This is a genomic window from Variovorax sp. LjRoot290 (assembly GCF_964253985.1).
Lineage (GTDB): Bacteria > Pseudomonadota > Gammaproteobacteria > Burkholderiales > Burkholderiaceae_C > Variovorax.
This window is the reverse complement of the sequence record NZ_CAXURW020000003.1, coordinates 70317-85188: the sequence shown is the minus strand read 5'-3', so window position 1 is coordinate 85188 and position 14872 is coordinate 70317. Positions and strand designations below refer to the sequence as shown.

Below are 14872 nucleotides of genomic sequence, written 5' to 3'. Positions count from 1 at the left end.
GTGCGGCCACAGCCCGTCACCCGGTACCGAACACTGCGCGGATCTCTTCTCCGCCGCGGCATCCCGTATCCGGGTCTTTGTAATGGTCGCCGATGCTGGCGCACAGCTCGACGACGGCATGAGCGAAATCCACGACGTTCTGGTCAAGCGGGTCGCCCGGGCGAATGAGCCCCGCGGCAACAGCGGCCTTGACGAACTCCGCGCGCTGGTCGATGCCAACCGGGTCTGCGTCATCGTTTCTCATTCGCACATCCTACTTCGCAGCGACAGGTAGTGCATTGGATCGACCACCTTGAATGGCCCAAGTCAAGTCAAACGGGGGACATCCGGAATGGGATGTGGGAAGTCGCCCGACTGGAAAACCCCGCTCCACCTGGTCGAGAGAGGCTGGCCCGTCAGGCTATCGACGACTTGCAGGGTTCCCTGGTCGAAACCAACTCGATCAATCAGCCCCAGGGAAAGTAGAAGGTCCGCCAGCTCGCTGGCCTCGATGGGACCGTCGGACAAGATGGTCCGGTAGAGCTGCCCTTCTTCATTGAGCACGGCGGTGCCGCGCGTTGGCCCCGGGAAGGGGTTCTCGCTCTGCGCCCGCACGAAGGCTTCGATCTTGGGATCGACAGCGAGGCAAACAACTCCGCCAGACAGGATGCTTCTCATAGCGATTGCGGCTCAGGAACAGTGGCGGCCGATTATCCCTACCGGGGCCTGTCGGTCGGTGAGTTTTCCTCGCAGCCATCGCCCGCGTCGTCACGGAACTCGGCCCACTTCGCAAAAGCCTCGACCGTACTCGTCCCACTTCCTGGTCTTCGGCCCGGCGCGGACCAAGCGACGCGGGTGACGGCCCCGTACGTGGGGTAGATCTTCTCGACTACGCGCAAACCTTGGTCCCTTCCCGAGGTGCGGCGATACCTGCCGCCGAGATGGATCTCCGCGATCTTCATCCGGCCGCTCCTGGCAGTGTTCCAGCGTCGCTGGCGGCGATGTACTCATCGATGCCTTGGGGAAGGATGCCCTCGTTGAGCTCGATCACGGCGCGAAGGAGGGATTCACGAATGGCTGATCGCGGCACGCGGTCGACGGAACGGTCGACGGCCTCTTGAATGTGCTGTAGGGCGTCCACGAACAGCCTATGCCGCCGCGTTGCTCCGGCTTTTCGAATGACAAACTCATCGATAACCGAATGGTTTCCTGTTCCCGCGCTCGGCGTACAGGGGCATTTCGACATCCGCGGTCCTTGATACAGCTGAGCGTGGACCCACTCGAAGGCCTCGTCACCATACACGTACTTCGCCTCCCGCGGACTCGATGAGGTAGTCGGTGTGTCCAACGAGTCCGCACGGAAGGTGCCGGGTGACGACGTGGATCCCGAAGCGGCGGGCCGCCTCAATGTGCCTCGCCAGCACCACGTCGATGCGATGTCGCGTGCTGCTGTTTGGTCTGGTGCGATCCCATCCGAGAACTGAACTGCTGGCGTCCTCAGTTTCGTTGAGTAGCTGTAGAACCTCGCTGCGTGCGGCAATGAACAGATCGACAATTTTCATGGTGCTGGAGAGTACCCAAGTTCCGCTGCGACCTGATAGGCTTCGCCGCCATGGGAGCAGATGCGATGGAAAGAACATGGACAAGCGAGCGGAGCTGATCGGCCTCGTCGTCGCCGAGATCGACCGCATTTTCGGATCCGGCGGCTTCGACGGCGAGCCCGGGCAATATGAATGGTTGCTCTCGAACTACGGTGTGTCCGAGTTTGACGACGTCCAATGGCAGATGATTTGCGAGTGGGAGCGCGGCGAGTTTGGTGAAGGCATGGACTACACGGAGGAAGAACTCGCTGAACGTGAAGGTTTCCTCGCGGATGAACCCGCCGTCATCGCCTTCCTCGAGGAAATCTTGATTCGGTACCGTAGCAGCGCTGCGACCTTTCCCGTTCCAAGGACGTCGACGTGAAAGCCTGAGAAGCGCGTGCCATTGCGCGCGTCAAGGCCGACAATAGCGACCAGATGCGTTCGCATCGCAATCAACAGAAGCGAAGCCCCTCAGAAAATCGCAGGGAGGCGGCTTGACAACGACTCAACTGGCACATGCCGAGTCCCGGTGGGCAGAGTAAGCGGCGATTGCGCAGGAGGCTCAGCGAGCGCGCGCTTGTCGTCCCATGCCAGCCTGTTTCTCCAGACTGGCCATCTCTCCCTCGACCCGTCGCATCGCCTTTTGCGCCTCTTCCAGTTCCAAGCGAAGTTCATCGCTCAGGTCGACCTTGCACTGGGGCGGGCGTCGCTTGAGAATAGCTCTAGCCTTTGGGAGCCGCCGGCGGATTTGCGTCGCCCTGCACGAGCGCCGCGATCTTTGCGGACAGCTCCTGCGATTGTTCCTTGAATTTTCCCGGGTTGGCCTTCCTCAGCTTCGTCAGGTTCTGCAGCTTCCATTGAATCGCGGGCAAAGCGCTGAGATGGTCGATCCCCATCCGGTCCCAGTTGGGCTCTCCGTCTGCGAGAGAGATGAGAAAAGCTCGTTCGTCCACGTTCAGGTCTTCGTGCAACCTGGAAATCATATGTTCCCGAGCGGCGAGTAGTGCCTCCATTTCAACCGGCTCCGTGGTCATGCCCTTGAAATTGGCCTCGAATTCGTAGGTCAGATCGTGCAGCGGAGGAAACAACACCTCGTGTATCGGCCTGTTGTGACACGCCAGGTACACCACGAACGCGCGTCGAATTCCATCGGTGATGCCGCCGTTGGCCAGAAGATGCATCACGTCAAACAGATCCCGCGGATGCTGCCGATCCATCGCGGCGACGAGCTTCCCGCCGTAGACATCATCCACCGACACCACGGGGATCTCCAGGTCGGCCTGGAGGACCTCCTGCGCCTTTGGCGTGAGCCCCGCCATCGCCACGGGCCTGACGGTGCCGCGCATCACATAGTTCACCTCAACCTTGACCTCGATGCCGTCCCGCTTCACAAGGAGCTTTGCCTCGCCCGCTTCCGGCGCTCCGGAGAGATGCGACTGGAATCCTTTCGATTTGAGCTGGTCGGCTGCTCTTCCGAGCGACGCCCCTATCTGCTCGAGCGCCGCCGCGCGAGACAAGGTGTGGTCGGGTAGGACCAGGTCGAGATCGACCGACAGACGTGGCATGTCGCGAACGAACAGATTGATGGCCGTGCCGCCCTTGAGAGCGAACGTGTCGTCGGTAAAGACGAAGGGGGCGACCTGGGTCAACAGGCGCGCGGTCTTGAGGTAGATGTCGTTCACTTCTTGAGGACCAGCAGTCCTTCGTTCGTTTGAGAGACCCAGCGCCGAGCACCGCCGGCCGGCAGGCGTGCCGGATCCAGCTTCTTCGCCCAGGGCAGGGATAGGTCACGCCCGAGTTGTAGGCACAGGCGGACCGTCTTGACGCTCGTGCACTCCAGGAGCAGCTCGCCAAGAACAGATGCGCGAAGGCTGTAGGTACTTTCGGCAAGCTCGCGCGCTTCGGACAGCGGCTGCCGCACGCCCACTTCGCTCAGCAGTTCCAGGAACGCGCGCTCGGGGGCTGAGACATTCGGCCCGTGCGCGCGGCCTTCGAATGGACGAGCATGCTTCAAGCCGGTCGAGTCGCTGCTGAAGAGCTGCTTGCGGTGGTATTCAGCCGGAAAGGAGGCCGTGAACCACTCCGGCAGCTTGGCCGACTTGAGCCCGTACAGGTGCAGCTTTGGATCCTGAGAGACATAGTGACGTACGCCATGCCAATCCAGCGCTGTCTTGCCGCCAACGTGGAGGCCGGGTATCTGTCGTTGAAGCAGCCAAAGACAGGGGTCTCGCTGCAGCGAGGCATCGGGGCGGGCGTACACGCCACGCGCGAGGCGCTTGAGCCATCCCGCGCGGACGTAGTGGACTGCCAGGTCTGCGGAGATTCCTTCGAGGGCGAGGTCGTCACTGGTCACAGGCGTGCCGCTGGGAACTTGCCTCAGCAGGTTGTTTAGTTTGGACCGGGTTATCGTAGTCACACTACGATTATCCAGATACTTTCAAACACGCGCAATGTTTCGTTTTGCGGGCCCTGTCGTAGTCCGACTACGATGAGTCGCTCAATTTCTAACGTTTGTGCGCGAGGTCCGCTGTTCGCAGCAAACCCTAGCCGCGGGTTGGCAGAAAAACCTAGCGTTCAAGATTGGCAGGTTCACTGCGCGCGCGCCTCACTCAGCGGTTGCGTCGTCATCGTCGAGCATGCGGCTGGCTTTGCGGTCGAGCGGGTCTTCGGCTCGGTAGTAGCCCATGAAGGTCTCATAGTGACGATGCCCGGTCATGGCCATGGCGTCTGCCGGGTCCATCTTGCGCCGGCCCGCCTCGGTCACGAAGCCCGATCGCAGCGAGTGTGCCGAGAAGTCGCCTGGGAGCCCGGCCTGGATGCATCGGCGCTTCACGATCTTGCGCACAGCGGTCGGGTCTAGCGGCTCATCGAGCACCTTTCCGCCCTTGAGGATGCGCCGGAAGATAGGGCCCTCGGTAATACCGCTTGCCTCGAGCCAGGCGTCCATTGCCGCGGCGGCCTTTCCAGAAACCGGCTTGGCGTCGTCGGGATTCTCCTTGCCGTCCTGGTTCGTCTTGGAGTGGCCCAACGTGTAGAGATAGCCGCGCGAATCGACCTTGCGGAGCCTCTCCATCGTCGCATCAGCGACCTCGGAGCGCCGGCGGCCGCCGCTGGCCCAGGCGAAGAGGAGGAGGGCGCGATCGCGCTTGCCGCGGGGGGAATCGTCACAGGTGGCCAGGAGCGCATCCATCGGCTCCTTCGTGAGCGCCGCCTGCTTGCGGGGCTTCACGCCGCGCTTGGCATTGCCGCTGCGCACGTTCTTGATCAGCTCGCGAACCTGGGTGTGATTGCACGGGTTGTCCAAGTTAACGTTCTGATGGGCCTTGGACAGGACGGCGAGCCGGTGCACGAGGGTGTTTTGCGCATATGCGCCCAACTTTTTCTTGTAGCCGTGGGCCACGAGGACCTGGTCGACCTCCGGCGGCAGATCGAACACCAGCGGCGCCTTCTTCTTGACCACCTTCCTACGGACTTTCTTGCCGGCAGGGACTTCGGCTTCTTCGGCGGCGTCCTCGACGATCTGCTCGCGCTCCGCGTGATCCACGATGAACTGCACCACCACGGGCACTGGCACGGGCAACCTGAGCTCCTGTCCATAGCGCGCGGCAAACCAAGCAGCCCAGTAACGCATGGCGCCCTGGTATGACGCGCGCGTATTGGCCGATTGGCCCTGGCGGATCAGCTCGCGCGCGGACTCCTCGGTCAGCCGCGACAGGCGGGCCGGGTCGAGCACCGGGTGAACCGAAAGCACAGCGGGCAGAGATTGTGGCTGCATAACGACGTTTTGATGTTTTCTTATCTTCTTACGTATGATGTAGTAAGGATACACCAAATTAAGGTCTCATAAATTTACTTATGAGACCTAAACATAGCCAGTAGGGCAGAGCCATGCAATCAGCAAGTACGAGCGTCTCGCGTCACCAATCCGGCACCGCATCGCGGCCGCGGCCGGGCCGACCGGGCATCCAGCTCGAGGACGTCCTGGGCGCTGCCGATGCGCTTGTGGCCGAGGGCATCAAGCCCACGATCGAGCGCGTTCGCATGCGGCTGGGGGGCGGCTCGCCGAACACGGTGAGCGCCCATCTGGACGAATGGTTCGCTCGACTGCCGGCGCGCCTGGTCGGGATGCAAGCGCCAGCTGCGGCTCCCCGCGACGATGAGGCCCCGCTCTCGGTCGTCCAGGCGGCCCACCAGTTCTGGGACGTTGCCCGCCGCGAAGCGGACCAGGTACAGGTCCAAAAGACCGAAGCCACCCGCCGCGAACTCGAACTGGAGCGCGACGCCCTCGCACTGAAGGAAGCGGAACTGAAGCGGCGCGAGGACTCATTCGAGCAAGCTCGCGTGAAGCTCGACGACGCCCTCGCCTCATCCAAGCAAGCTGTCGAAGCGATGCAAGCACAGATGCACGTGCAACAACAGGAGTCTGCCCGGATGCTCAGCGACTCGGAAGCGGAGGTGCGCCGCCTGCGCAAGGCACTCGACGGAGCTGTGGCCAGCAAGGAAGCACTGCGCGAGAAGGCCGCGATGGAACTCGATGCGAAGCAGCGCGCCGCCGACGAAGCCGAGGAACGCCATCTCGGGCAGGAGCGGCGTCTCCTCTCGGAGATCGACCGCGAGCGCATGGCCACGCGCCAAGCAACTGCCGAGCTCGCCAGGGAGCAAAAGGCGCGCGCGGCCGACCTGGAAATCGCGCGCAGTGCCCAGGAGGCAGCCAAGCATGCAGCCGCCGCCTGGTCGCAGCAGCACCAGGAGTTACAGCTCGAACTTGCAACGCTGCGCGAGCGCGCCGCCGGCGCCGATCAGCGGGCAACTGACCTCGTCTCCCAGCTTCAGCGCCAGCAGGAGCAGTCTGACCGCGAGATTGCACAGCTCCGAGAGAGCCATGCAGCGACGGCGGCCGCGCTGCGCCAGCTCGAAGCGCGCGGGAAGGGGCAGGAAGCGCCGAAACCAGCGCGCCCCAGGAAACCGTCCAAGTGAGCGATGCGCTCGCCGCGCGATTGGTTGTGCGTTGAGCGACGATCCAGTTATTCAGTGGTCCATTGCGCCAAATGCCGGCCCGTTACTCAACGCCAAGGGCTTTGAACACCGCGTCGACAGGATCCGAGTAGAAGCTAGTCTGAAATTTCGCGAACAACTCCCCCGGCACTGTCGCGATATCAGTCACGCTCGACATAGGCAACAAAATCCTCTTGGCACCTGCGTCGAAGGCTACCTGAAGGCTTTCAGCCAAGTTTCGAGCTGGAGTGATCGTCCCGCCAAGGGACATGTCGCCCATCACCACCATCTGACTCTGCACCGGCTTGCCTAACGCCGCCGAGCACAGCACGATGAAGCTAGCCAGGGTCAACGCATCGGGTGTCCCGGCGCTCTGCAGTTCGACCAAGTGGAGATGGAAGTCACGTTCAGCTGGATGGATTGACGCACTGACGCGGCCAGCGTTCGCTTTGAAAAAATCGAATGCCACGCGCACTGGTTCGCGTGACACGGGGCCTGAGACCGAGAGCTTGCCACCGCCGGCCATAGCCTGAATCTCCATGCGGTAGACGCCCGGCATACCCCCGTCACCCATTGTGATCGTGTGCAGCACGCCGGGGCTGAGCCGGCCCTCGGGGATCAGCCCACTACCGCCCTGCTCGGGCACGGCGATGAAGCGCTCCTGCAGGTCCTCCAGATCGATGTAGGAGAAATGAACGTCGTAGAACTCCATCCCACCGATCTTTTTGAGCTGCTCTTTCACCCGACGCCGGGTCTCCAGCGCGTATTCGAGGCACTTGCGCACCGTGTCCTTGGTGTAGGCTCCGTCCGGGCAGATCAGCTTCAGGAGCCCAGAGACCGTGCGCCGCACGGCGATGGTGTCGCGCTGGTTTAGGTTGTTGCCCAGTCTGAAGAATTTGTCGATCGCGTCGGCAAAGCTGCGCTTGCGCATTTCGCGCGCCCACTCGGCCAGGTAGTCCACGATCAAGCCGTACTGGTCGGTGAAGAACTCCGGCCGCATCTTCGGGATCTCCCAGCCCGGCACGTAGGCGTGGAAGCGGTCGAAGAAGGCCGAGTCGATCATCACGTCAGGGAACGGCGCGAACAGGTGGCTGGTCTTCACCAGCGACTCGACCGACTGCCCTTGCGGAAGGTTGCCGACGAAGACCATCGCAGCGCTGGCATTGATCGACTCACGCCCCCGGCTGAACGAGCCGGAGGCCATGAAGTCCTTCATGATCTGAACGCCGTCCTGATCCTTGAAGTTGATGCCGGCCACCTCGTCGAAGGCCACCACGTCCCACAAACCAACCAGGCCCACCTTGCGGGCGCTCATGTTGTAGAACAGGTTGGCCACCGTGGTCTGGCCGCCGGACACGAGGATGGAGTTGGGGCTGATCTCCTTATAGATGTGGCTCTTGCCTGTGCCCCGCGGCCCCAATTCACACAGGTTGTAGTTGTTCTCCACCAGCGGAATCATCCGCGCCAGCAGATGCCACTTCACGCGTTCCTTAAAACAGGTGGGCTCCATGCCGGTCGAGCGCAACAGCGCATCGATCCACTGCTCCTCGGTGAACCCCTTGCGGCCAGCGAACAGCTCCTCCATGTCCAGGTTGGGCATCTGGATGGGCTTGAGGTCCGACACCACGAAAGGCGATGTGCGCTGGTTCTCCTCAAAGCGGTACTGCAGCGTCACGATGCACCAGATGCCACCGACCAGCAGCTTCTCGAACTGCCGAACGTACGAATCGGGCACCTCAGCGTTCTTGATGCCCAGGTTGGACAGCAGCGCCTCGTAGGCATCACGGTTCTCGTTCAGCTTCACAGTGACCTTGTCAATCACCTTGAACGAGCCACGCTCACGGATCTTGCTCTTGACCTTCTCGGCCTCGTCAGGCCGAACGTAGTTCTCGGCCAGCACGTTCTTCACGGTGGCCAGGCCGGCACGGATGGTCTCGGCGTCGTCTGAGGCGCAGTACATGCCTAGCAGGTACTCAAGCACGTAGACCGGAACGTTGGCGCCTTCCTTGATGAGCTTGGTCAGGTCCTTGCGCACCACGCGCCCAGCGAAGCGCTCGTTCAACAGCCTGTCCAAGCCAGGGTCGATGGTGGCGGAAACTGTTGTTCCGGCCGCCGGTGCGATGTCGTCAACCATAGTCATTCTCAAAAGTCATTGCTAAATGCCAGGTCGATGCGCAGCGGCGCACGCCAGGCCTCCGCCTTGGTCTTCGCATCTCGGGCCACCAGGAAGTAGTCCTTGGCTCGATCGTAGCTGCCAGCAGCAAGCGTCAACATCATCGATCGCTTGCGCTCATCGAGCATCTGCGAAGTGCTGTCGAAGGTCAGGATCTGTTCATCACTGATTGACTGGTCACCGTCGCGGATCGACAGTAACAGTGTCACCGGCAGTACACGTTCTGACACCGCCTCGGTCTGGATGAACTCGAAGCGCTGCTTATTCGTGACCACCTTGTTGCTGGATCCGAGCAGGCTCACCTCTACCTGCCGGATCTTGGTCTTCTCGGTGTCGCTCTCCTTCACGACGATCACCGGCACCACAACCTCTTGCAGCATCGCACTGCCGTGTACGAAGCGGGCGCCGCCGACAAAGTGGAAGCGCCCCGCGCCCTTGGGCACCAGGAAGTCTAGGCTGCCTTCGCCTTCATCCGTGCCCGCAGTGGTGGCTGTGTTGCCGGCCCAGGCGTTCTGAAGCGGCCACATGCCGCGGCCAAGGATGTAGCGCTTCTTCGATTTCAGCACGCCCGGCATGCGTTCCTCCACCGTGTGGCGGTCGGCCTCTCCAAGTGCCGACTCCTGGTACATGAAGCCGTGGTCGGCCGTCACAAAGACAGTCGAGCCGTTGAGGTTATTGACGATGAAGCCCACCAACTCGGACAGTTCTTGGATCGCTTGTGCGGTGGCCTCGAAGGTCTTGGTCTCGGAACCGCGCTTATCGCCAATCATGTCGATCAGGTCGTGATAGATGTAAACCACCTTGTGCGGCTTGACGAACTCGCGCCCCTTTTCCTTGCCCTTCTCCATCAGAGCATCACGGCCGATGGCCACGCCACCGTGCGCAGCAAGAATCGCCGAACGTTGTTCCAGCGTCGATGAGGGCTGCCCATCTACCGTCACATCCAGCGACGCATTTCCCTTGAAGGCAAGTTGCTTGTGCGGCAGCAAGCTCGCCATGCCCAGGGCGGTGTAGCTGGGCAGCACGCCCAGCATTGCGTCCAGACGCGCCCTGAGGCGACTGCGGCCGTTTAGCTCGTCTACCAGCTCAGCCGCAGCCTCGAAGCGAAAGGCGTCGGAGATGACCACGAACACGCGCTTGGCGCCGCCGTCGAAGGCCGGCGCCACATGGCGGGCGTAGAAGTGCTGTTGGTTGACGACTTCGTCGATCTTCCATTTAGAAAGCAGTCCGTCCGGCCCTTCAACGACCGCGTCCCAGGCGGAGGCCAACTGGCCCATGAACCAGCCTGAGTAGGCGTCCTCCATCCGGTCGCGCAGTTCGTGCAGCAGCGACCAGCCCATTGGTTCCACCGTCTCGGAAGCCCTCATGAACCAGCGGTACAGCTGGTCGAACCTGTAAAGCTCGGTGCGGTACACACTGAATGCTGTGGCGGCGTCAGAGAAGCTGAAGCCCTTCCCGTGCTTGGCCTGCAGTTCTAAGAACCCGGCCGCTGCCTCCAGAGCGTCATAACTGGCGGCCAGGGCGCGCGCTGCATCGTTGGCGCCGACCAAAAGCGGGTTGGCCCAGTGGCCGTCTCGGCGCCGGGCAATGAGCTCCCGCACCGAATCCATATTGGCGCCCGCCGCTGCGATGATGCGGGCTTTGAGATCACCGATGACGCGCTTCTCGATGGCCTCGAAGGTCATGGCGTCCGAAAGCTCTTCGGCCTGCATCGAACTCAGGATGTTGACGATCTTCAGCTCGTCGGCCGCCCAACCCGAGACCACGTCGTAGCTTCCGTAGTTGGCCATGTCGGTGCGCCACCGGCTGGCAAACACCGACGCGTGTGCCGCCTTGGCCCGCGCGTCGATTACAAAGTGCGACAGTGCAGCGGGCGTGCTGTGGGCACTGTTGCAAAAATCGGTGGCGAACAGGCGGTAGAGCAAGCCACGTAGCGTGGGCGCTTCACCGTCTAACTCGCTATAGCCGAACTCGCGTTCAACCAGGCTCCAGAAGGGAAGCTCTAGGTCAAAGCTGGTCAAGTCGTCCAGCAGCTTGGGCCGAGCACCCAGGTCGCTGCCCTCGGCCACAAGGGCGGCGAAGAGCTTCAGCAGGATGGCCGAAGTTTCTGCAGTCTCGGCACGCGTCACTGCCGCTATCATCTTGCGGTCCAGGTCGTCCGCAATGTCGGTGGGCTGCACCCAACGCTTGATGCGCTCGAAGCGGTCGCGGGCGCGCAGGTACTTGGTCCGCGCTTTGAGGTGGCCGCGCAGCGACTTGGTGCTCAGACCCAGCTCTTCCAATTGGATCGAGGCCGTGTCGGCGCTGAAGGGTTTGCTGCGCAGGCGCGCGTCGAGCAACCAGTCATGCGCCGGCTCGGGCTCATCGAATGGGGCATACACCAGCCAGCGCACACCAGTCTCGCGCTCAATCGCGATCTTGGCCTGCAGTGCGGGCGTACGGTCCAGCCGCAGCACCTTGACGCCATCAATGTCGATGCCGTCCACCTGCGAAGCGAACTCGCCGCCCGCGTCGTTCCAGAAGACCAGCGCATGACCCTCCTGGAACAGTCGGGTCAGGGCCGAGAAGAAGACGGGCGCACTACTCATCGCAGCCGCCGGTGATGGCCCTGGACTCGGCGACCAGATCGCCGAACTTGGCGTAGCTCACCTTCACGCCGTCGTCCAGGTCCAGCGTGATGCGCATGTCGGCGTATTGACGCAACTTTTCATCGTAGGCCAGCAATTCGATCTGCTTCTTGCGCAGCGACTCGATCTGCTTCTGCAGCTTGGTGCGGGCTGCCGCAGAGGTGGCTGCAGTCACGTCCTTGTCCAGCATGTCCAAGCGCGAAACCACCTTGGCGATCAATGGCACCACATACTCGGCGCGCATGCGGGCCAGAGTGCCCTCGTTGTAGCGATGTAGATAGACCAGGGCCTGGAAGGCGCCTTGCTTACCGCTGGAGAAGAGCCAGTAGATCGGGCGCTTCTTGTAGGTCTGCAGGTGGTCCTTGAAGAACTTGTCGGCCAGGTAACGGCGCACGGTTTCGTCCGGTGTCTCGCTGCCCTTGCTGCCCAGGCTCTCGGCCAGCCAGGCCATGTTCTCTTCCAGCGTCTCAGAACCCCAGACTGCGCGAAGAAACTCGCGCACGCAACTGGCAGCGTCATCTTCGAACCAACGCTCGTCAGTGAGCGGCACGATGCCGTCGACGTCGGCCGGGAGCTTTACGTACAGGTTCGCATCGAAACCGACGTTGCCACCGTCCGCATAGATCAGCCCCGGCTCATCGAGGCTGTAGCGACCCATCATGCAGCCCATGGCGTACGAAATCAGGCTCTTACAGTCTTTCTCACGGTCCGCGCGGGCAAGAGTGATTTCGTCTTCGGAAACTTCTGGGGATAGTTCGTCTTGGAGGCCGTAAGAATGGATGAGGATTCGATTATTTTCCTCTTCAATCGTCTTCAAGCGTTGCAGAAGATCCTTGCTGGAGGTTGACCATACCCTCCAAGAGGTCCCCAGCCGACCAGACTCCAACGCCAAAGCAACCCAAGGGAGGCCGCGAAATTCCCATGAAGCCTCAAATGAATCCCAATCCATTTTAGCCAACTGAACTGCTTGTTCGACATTCCCCTTCAGTCTAGTCATGTCGTCATTTTTCTTAGATCCGTTGAAGAACGGCAGCCGAGCGATATCCCCGGGGTTGGCAGAGATGGTGGGCGCAATGATCCCTAAGAATCGTTCTGCGACCCGACTATTAAGGAAACCCGCGACAACAAACGCATCATTCTCAGTTGGGAAGCAAGCCAATCCTGTTGATGCGAATAACTCCCCCCCAGGGGACACCCTGAAGGACAGCCTAGAAGAAGTAATGCTATTCCAATTTATGTTTCTTTGAAAGATGAACTCCAGATTGAAGTTCGTCGCCCAGACTCGATCCTCCGACGGATGCCGCTTGCTTCGAATTTCTTGCCCGTCATCGCTCCAATCGACAACTTCGAATCGATTGCCGTACCATTTTCTATAATCACCGCCCATTATGTAAGGGAACCACTTCTTTCCACTTGCTAGCGCATCCTCTCGATTCTTTGCGTCAAAGAACGTTTTTTTGATGCTTACCTCGTGCCAAAAACGAACAAAGCGTTCGTTGTTTGCGGTGACCATTCCCTTTCGAGTGGGCGCCACAGACCCGATAAACTCGGATCTTGAAAAACAATCAATGATTGACTTCGACGCCCAGTAAGCCAGTGGGCTCCCAGGTATGCTAGTTAGATCTGCCTCTTGAACATCGTGAACTATTGCTTCATTCCTATTGAGGAAAACTTCATTCTTGTCGGCCGACTGGGAGGCTGAGTTTAGATTAACGTACCGCCCAAAAAACCCCTGCACTAGCGGCGAAAAAATACTGAATGCACAGGCTTGCGCTATTTTTGAATTGATCTCGGGAAAACTGTTGTAGCCAATTTGAACAAAAGTGAAGATCGTCCGTGTGGACAAGATATTTCTCCTCAACCCATCATATGAGGAAAGAAACATCCAGCCTTGCATGGTGACCATGCTGTTAAATCCTGTCGACTTGCACCATTTAAAGCCTCGCTCCATAAACATCGAAAACAAGTCCGATTTGCTATCCGGAAAAATCGCCTTCGCGTAATTCTTAACCGTCGGATTCATTCCCTTGTTGCCCATATACGGCGGATTCGCCACCACGGCATCAAAATGCATCTCCAATGCGAGCGCCTGCCATACAAGCGGCAAGACATCCTTAGCCGCCTGCTGGGTATATAAATCGCCGTCGCGTAGTGCTTGCTGCAATCGGTTCGCCATTGAAGCCAGTTGGCCGTTCAAGGCCGGCGGAACTTGGATAAGTGATCCCAAGGTCTTCGCGTGCTCGAAGGTGTCGAGAAGCGCCTTGAGCGGCGCGCGCTGCAAGCCAAAAGCCGCCAGGTGGGTGGCCGCCTCATCCGCGTCCAGGCTCTTGCTTTCCTGCAGGCTCAGCACATTGAGCTTGGGGGGCTCATTGAAGAGGCGGCGATCGTCGGCACGGGCCTTCATCAACAGGGCGAACGCGGCAAGCTGGGCGGCGCGGTCGTCGATGTCCAGGCCGTAGAGGTTCTTCTCCAAGATCAGTCGGGGGATCGACCGGGGCTGGTAGCCACGCTCGAGGTAGATGGCCTTGAGCGCGTCATACGCCACCACCAGGATGTGGCCGCTGCCGCAGGCCGGGTCGAGCACGGTAATGGTCTCAGGGTTGAGCGTTTCGCCGTCTTCGCGGATCCGGGTTTGGATCAGCGCATCCAGTTGCGCCTGCACCTCGGGCGTCTGCTCGGCAGGCTGAATGAAGTACGGCCACTGGCTGGCCAGCGTGCTGCTCGGGTTGGCCATCAACCACAACCGGCCGACGCTGTTCTGCACCAGGTACTGCACGATCCAATTGGGGGTGAATAGCTGGGTGGCCGCGGGGATGTCCTCGCTCTTGACCACCGTCCCGATGACTTGGTCCTTCTTCTCGCTGATGTAGAACTGGTACAGCCAGCCGATCACCTCGATCTCTTGCCAGTCTTCTTCGGGGACCGACTCGACCAGCTTGGCCGCGATGGAGTCAGTGCGCAGCAGGTTTTCGGGCAGCAGCAGCTCGCTCTTGTCGTCGATGTACTCGAACAGGAAGGGCATCACCCGAGAGAGCTCGTTGCACTGGGCCACCAGCAACAGTTTGTAGAGCTCGTTGTCCTGGTTTCCGGCCAACTGCATTTCGCGCGCGCGGTCGGTGTTCAGGCCCGGCAGGGCCACCTCGCTGGCGTGGCGCAGGATCTCCGGCAAGCCGCCGTCGCGGCTGGACAGCACGCGCCAGCCGTGGCCCAGGTAGTCGTGGAGTTCCATATATCGCAGCGCGGCGAAGCGGTTGAACCAGGTGTAGGCCACCTCGTCCATGGTCTGATCGAAACCATTCCTCTTGATGCGGACGATAAGTTCGTCCCGCTGACGGGCTACCTTGGCTGACCACTCACGACCATCAATGATGGCGACGTCGCCACGCACTTCAGCCTGCGAAGCGCCTGCTGCCGAGATGCCCAGCACGTTTGCGCGTTCGGTCACCGCCTTTATGAAGTCCAGCCGCGCCTTCGGGGCGTAGCTCTTGAGGTTGGCCTTGTTCATGTCTACCTTT

Annotated in this window: 12 protein-coding genes; 2 read left to right on the top strand and 10 right to left on the bottom strand. The window is 60.8% G+C overall.

The features are described from left to right. Positions 1-16: 16 nt before the first annotated feature. From ACSQ9A_RS37765 to ACSQ9A_RS37750, 4 genes are all read right to left on the bottom strand, one after another. Positions 17-244, bottom strand: a complete 228-nt coding sequence (locus ACSQ9A_RS37765; RefSeq protein ID WP_436307876.1) for a hypothetical protein — start codon at positions 242-244, stop codon at positions 17-19. A 62-nt stretch (positions 245-306) separates the two neighbouring features. Beyond that, positions 307-657 (bottom strand): hypothetical protein, encoded by a 351-nt coding sequence (locus ACSQ9A_RS37760; protein WP_436307875.1) that lies wholly within the window; start codon positions 655-657, stop codon positions 307-309. Positions 658-937: 280 nt separating this feature from the next. After that, positions 938-1120: a hypothetical protein gene (locus ACSQ9A_RS37755; protein ID WP_436307873.1), complete on the bottom strand. Its 183-nt coding sequence runs from the start codon at positions 1118-1120 to the stop codon at positions 938-940. A gap of 151 nt (positions 1121-1271) precedes the next feature. Further along, the gene (locus tag ACSQ9A_RS37750) at positions 1272-1541 is read right to left on the bottom strand and encodes a hypothetical protein (protein ID WP_436307872.1); all 270 of its coding nucleotides are present in this window, start codon (positions 1539-1541) and stop codon (positions 1272-1274) included. A 76-nt stretch (positions 1542-1617) separates the two neighbouring features. Between ACSQ9A_RS37750 and ACSQ9A_RS37745 the strand changes: the two genes are divergently transcribed. Further along, positions 1618-1944, top strand: a complete 327-nt coding sequence (locus tag ACSQ9A_RS37745; protein WP_436307871.1) for a hypothetical protein — start codon at positions 1618-1620, stop codon at positions 1942-1944. Positions 1945-2284: 340 nt separating this feature from the next. On the opposite strand, the gene ACSQ9A_RS37740 is transcribed toward ACSQ9A_RS37745, so the two are convergent. The 3 genes from ACSQ9A_RS37740 to ACSQ9A_RS37730 form a co-directional block, all read right to left on the bottom strand. Beyond that, the gene (locus ACSQ9A_RS37740) at positions 2285-3244 is read right to left on the bottom strand and encodes a nucleotidyl transferase AbiEii/AbiGii toxin family protein (RefSeq protein ID WP_436307870.1); all 960 of its coding nucleotides are present in this window, start codon (positions 3242-3244) and stop codon (positions 2285-2287) included. Then, positions 3241-3978 (bottom strand): type IV toxin-antitoxin system AbiEi family antitoxin domain-containing protein, encoded by a 738-nt coding sequence (locus ACSQ9A_RS37735; protein WP_436307869.1) that lies wholly within the window; start codon positions 3976-3978, stop codon positions 3241-3243. The genes ACSQ9A_RS37740 and ACSQ9A_RS37735 overlap by 4 nt, the downstream gene beginning before the upstream one ends. A 189-nt stretch (positions 3979-4167) precedes the next feature. Continuing rightward, positions 4168-5295 (bottom strand): site-specific integrase, encoded by a 1128-nt coding sequence (locus ACSQ9A_RS37730; protein ID WP_436307868.1) that lies wholly within the window; start codon positions 5293-5295, stop codon positions 4168-4170. Positions 5296-5450: 155 nt separating this feature from the next. On the opposite strand from ACSQ9A_RS37730, the gene ACSQ9A_RS37725 reads away from it, so the two are divergent. Then, positions 5451-6539 (top strand): DNA-binding protein, encoded by a 1089-nt coding sequence (locus ACSQ9A_RS37725; protein WP_436307867.1) that lies wholly within the window; start codon positions 5451-5453, stop codon positions 6537-6539. An 82-nt stretch (positions 6540-6621) separates the two neighbouring features. Here ACSQ9A_RS37725 and brxL read toward each other — a convergent pair whose 3' ends face one another. The 3 genes from brxL to pglX are packed head-to-tail and all read right to left on the bottom strand — an operon-like array spanning position 6622 to position 14862. Beyond that, the gene (brxL, locus tag ACSQ9A_RS37720) at positions 6622-8691 is read right to left on the bottom strand and encodes a protease Lon-related BREX system protein BrxL (RefSeq protein WP_436307866.1); all 2070 of its coding nucleotides are present in this window, start codon (positions 8689-8691) and stop codon (positions 6622-6624) included. A gap of 8 nt (positions 8692-8699) precedes the next feature. After that, positions 8700-11318, bottom strand: a complete 2619-nt coding sequence (gene pglZ, locus ACSQ9A_RS37715; RefSeq protein WP_436307865.1) for a BREX-1 system phosphatase PglZ type A — start codon at positions 11316-11318, stop codon at positions 8700-8702. After that, positions 11311-14862, bottom strand: a complete 3552-nt coding sequence (gene pglX, locus ACSQ9A_RS37710; protein WP_436307864.1) for a BREX-1 system adenine-specific DNA-methyltransferase PglX — start codon at positions 14860-14862, stop codon at positions 11311-11313. The genes pglZ and pglX overlap by 8 nt, the downstream gene beginning before the upstream one ends. Between the last annotated feature and the right edge of the window lie 10 nt (positions 14863-14872).

Bases quoted from the DNA above. Each gene is read 5' to 3' on its own strand.
- ACSQ9A_RS37750 (WP_436307872.1), bottom strand. From the start codon at position 1,541: ATGAAAATTGTCGATCTGTTCATTGCCGCACGCAGCGAGGTTCTACAG.
- brxL (WP_436307866.1), bottom strand. From the start codon at position 8,691: ATGGTTGACGACATCGCACCGGCGGCCGGAACAACAGTTTCCGCCACC.
- ACSQ9A_RS37765 (WP_436307876.1), bottom strand. From the start codon at position 244: ATGAGAAACGATGACGCAGACCCGGTTGGCATCGACCAGCGCGCGGAG.
- ACSQ9A_RS37725 (WP_436307867.1), top strand. From the start codon at position 5,451: ATGCAATCAGCAAGTACGAGCGTCTCGCGTCACCAATCCGGCACCGCA.
- ACSQ9A_RS37745 (WP_436307871.1), top strand. From the start codon at position 1,618: ATGGACAAGCGAGCGGAGCTGATCGGCCTCGTCGTCGCCGAGATCGAC.
- ACSQ9A_RS37760 (WP_436307875.1), bottom strand. From the start codon at position 657: ATGAGAAGCATCCTGTCTGGCGGAGTTGTTTGCCTCGCTGTCGATCCC.
- pglZ (WP_436307865.1), bottom strand. From the start codon at position 11,318: ATGAGTAGTGCGCCCGTCTTCTTCTCGGCCCTGACCCGACTGTTCCAG.
- pglX (WP_436307864.1), bottom strand. From the start codon at position 14,862: ATGAACAAGGCCAACCTCAAGAGCTACGCCCCGAAGGCGCGGCTGGAC.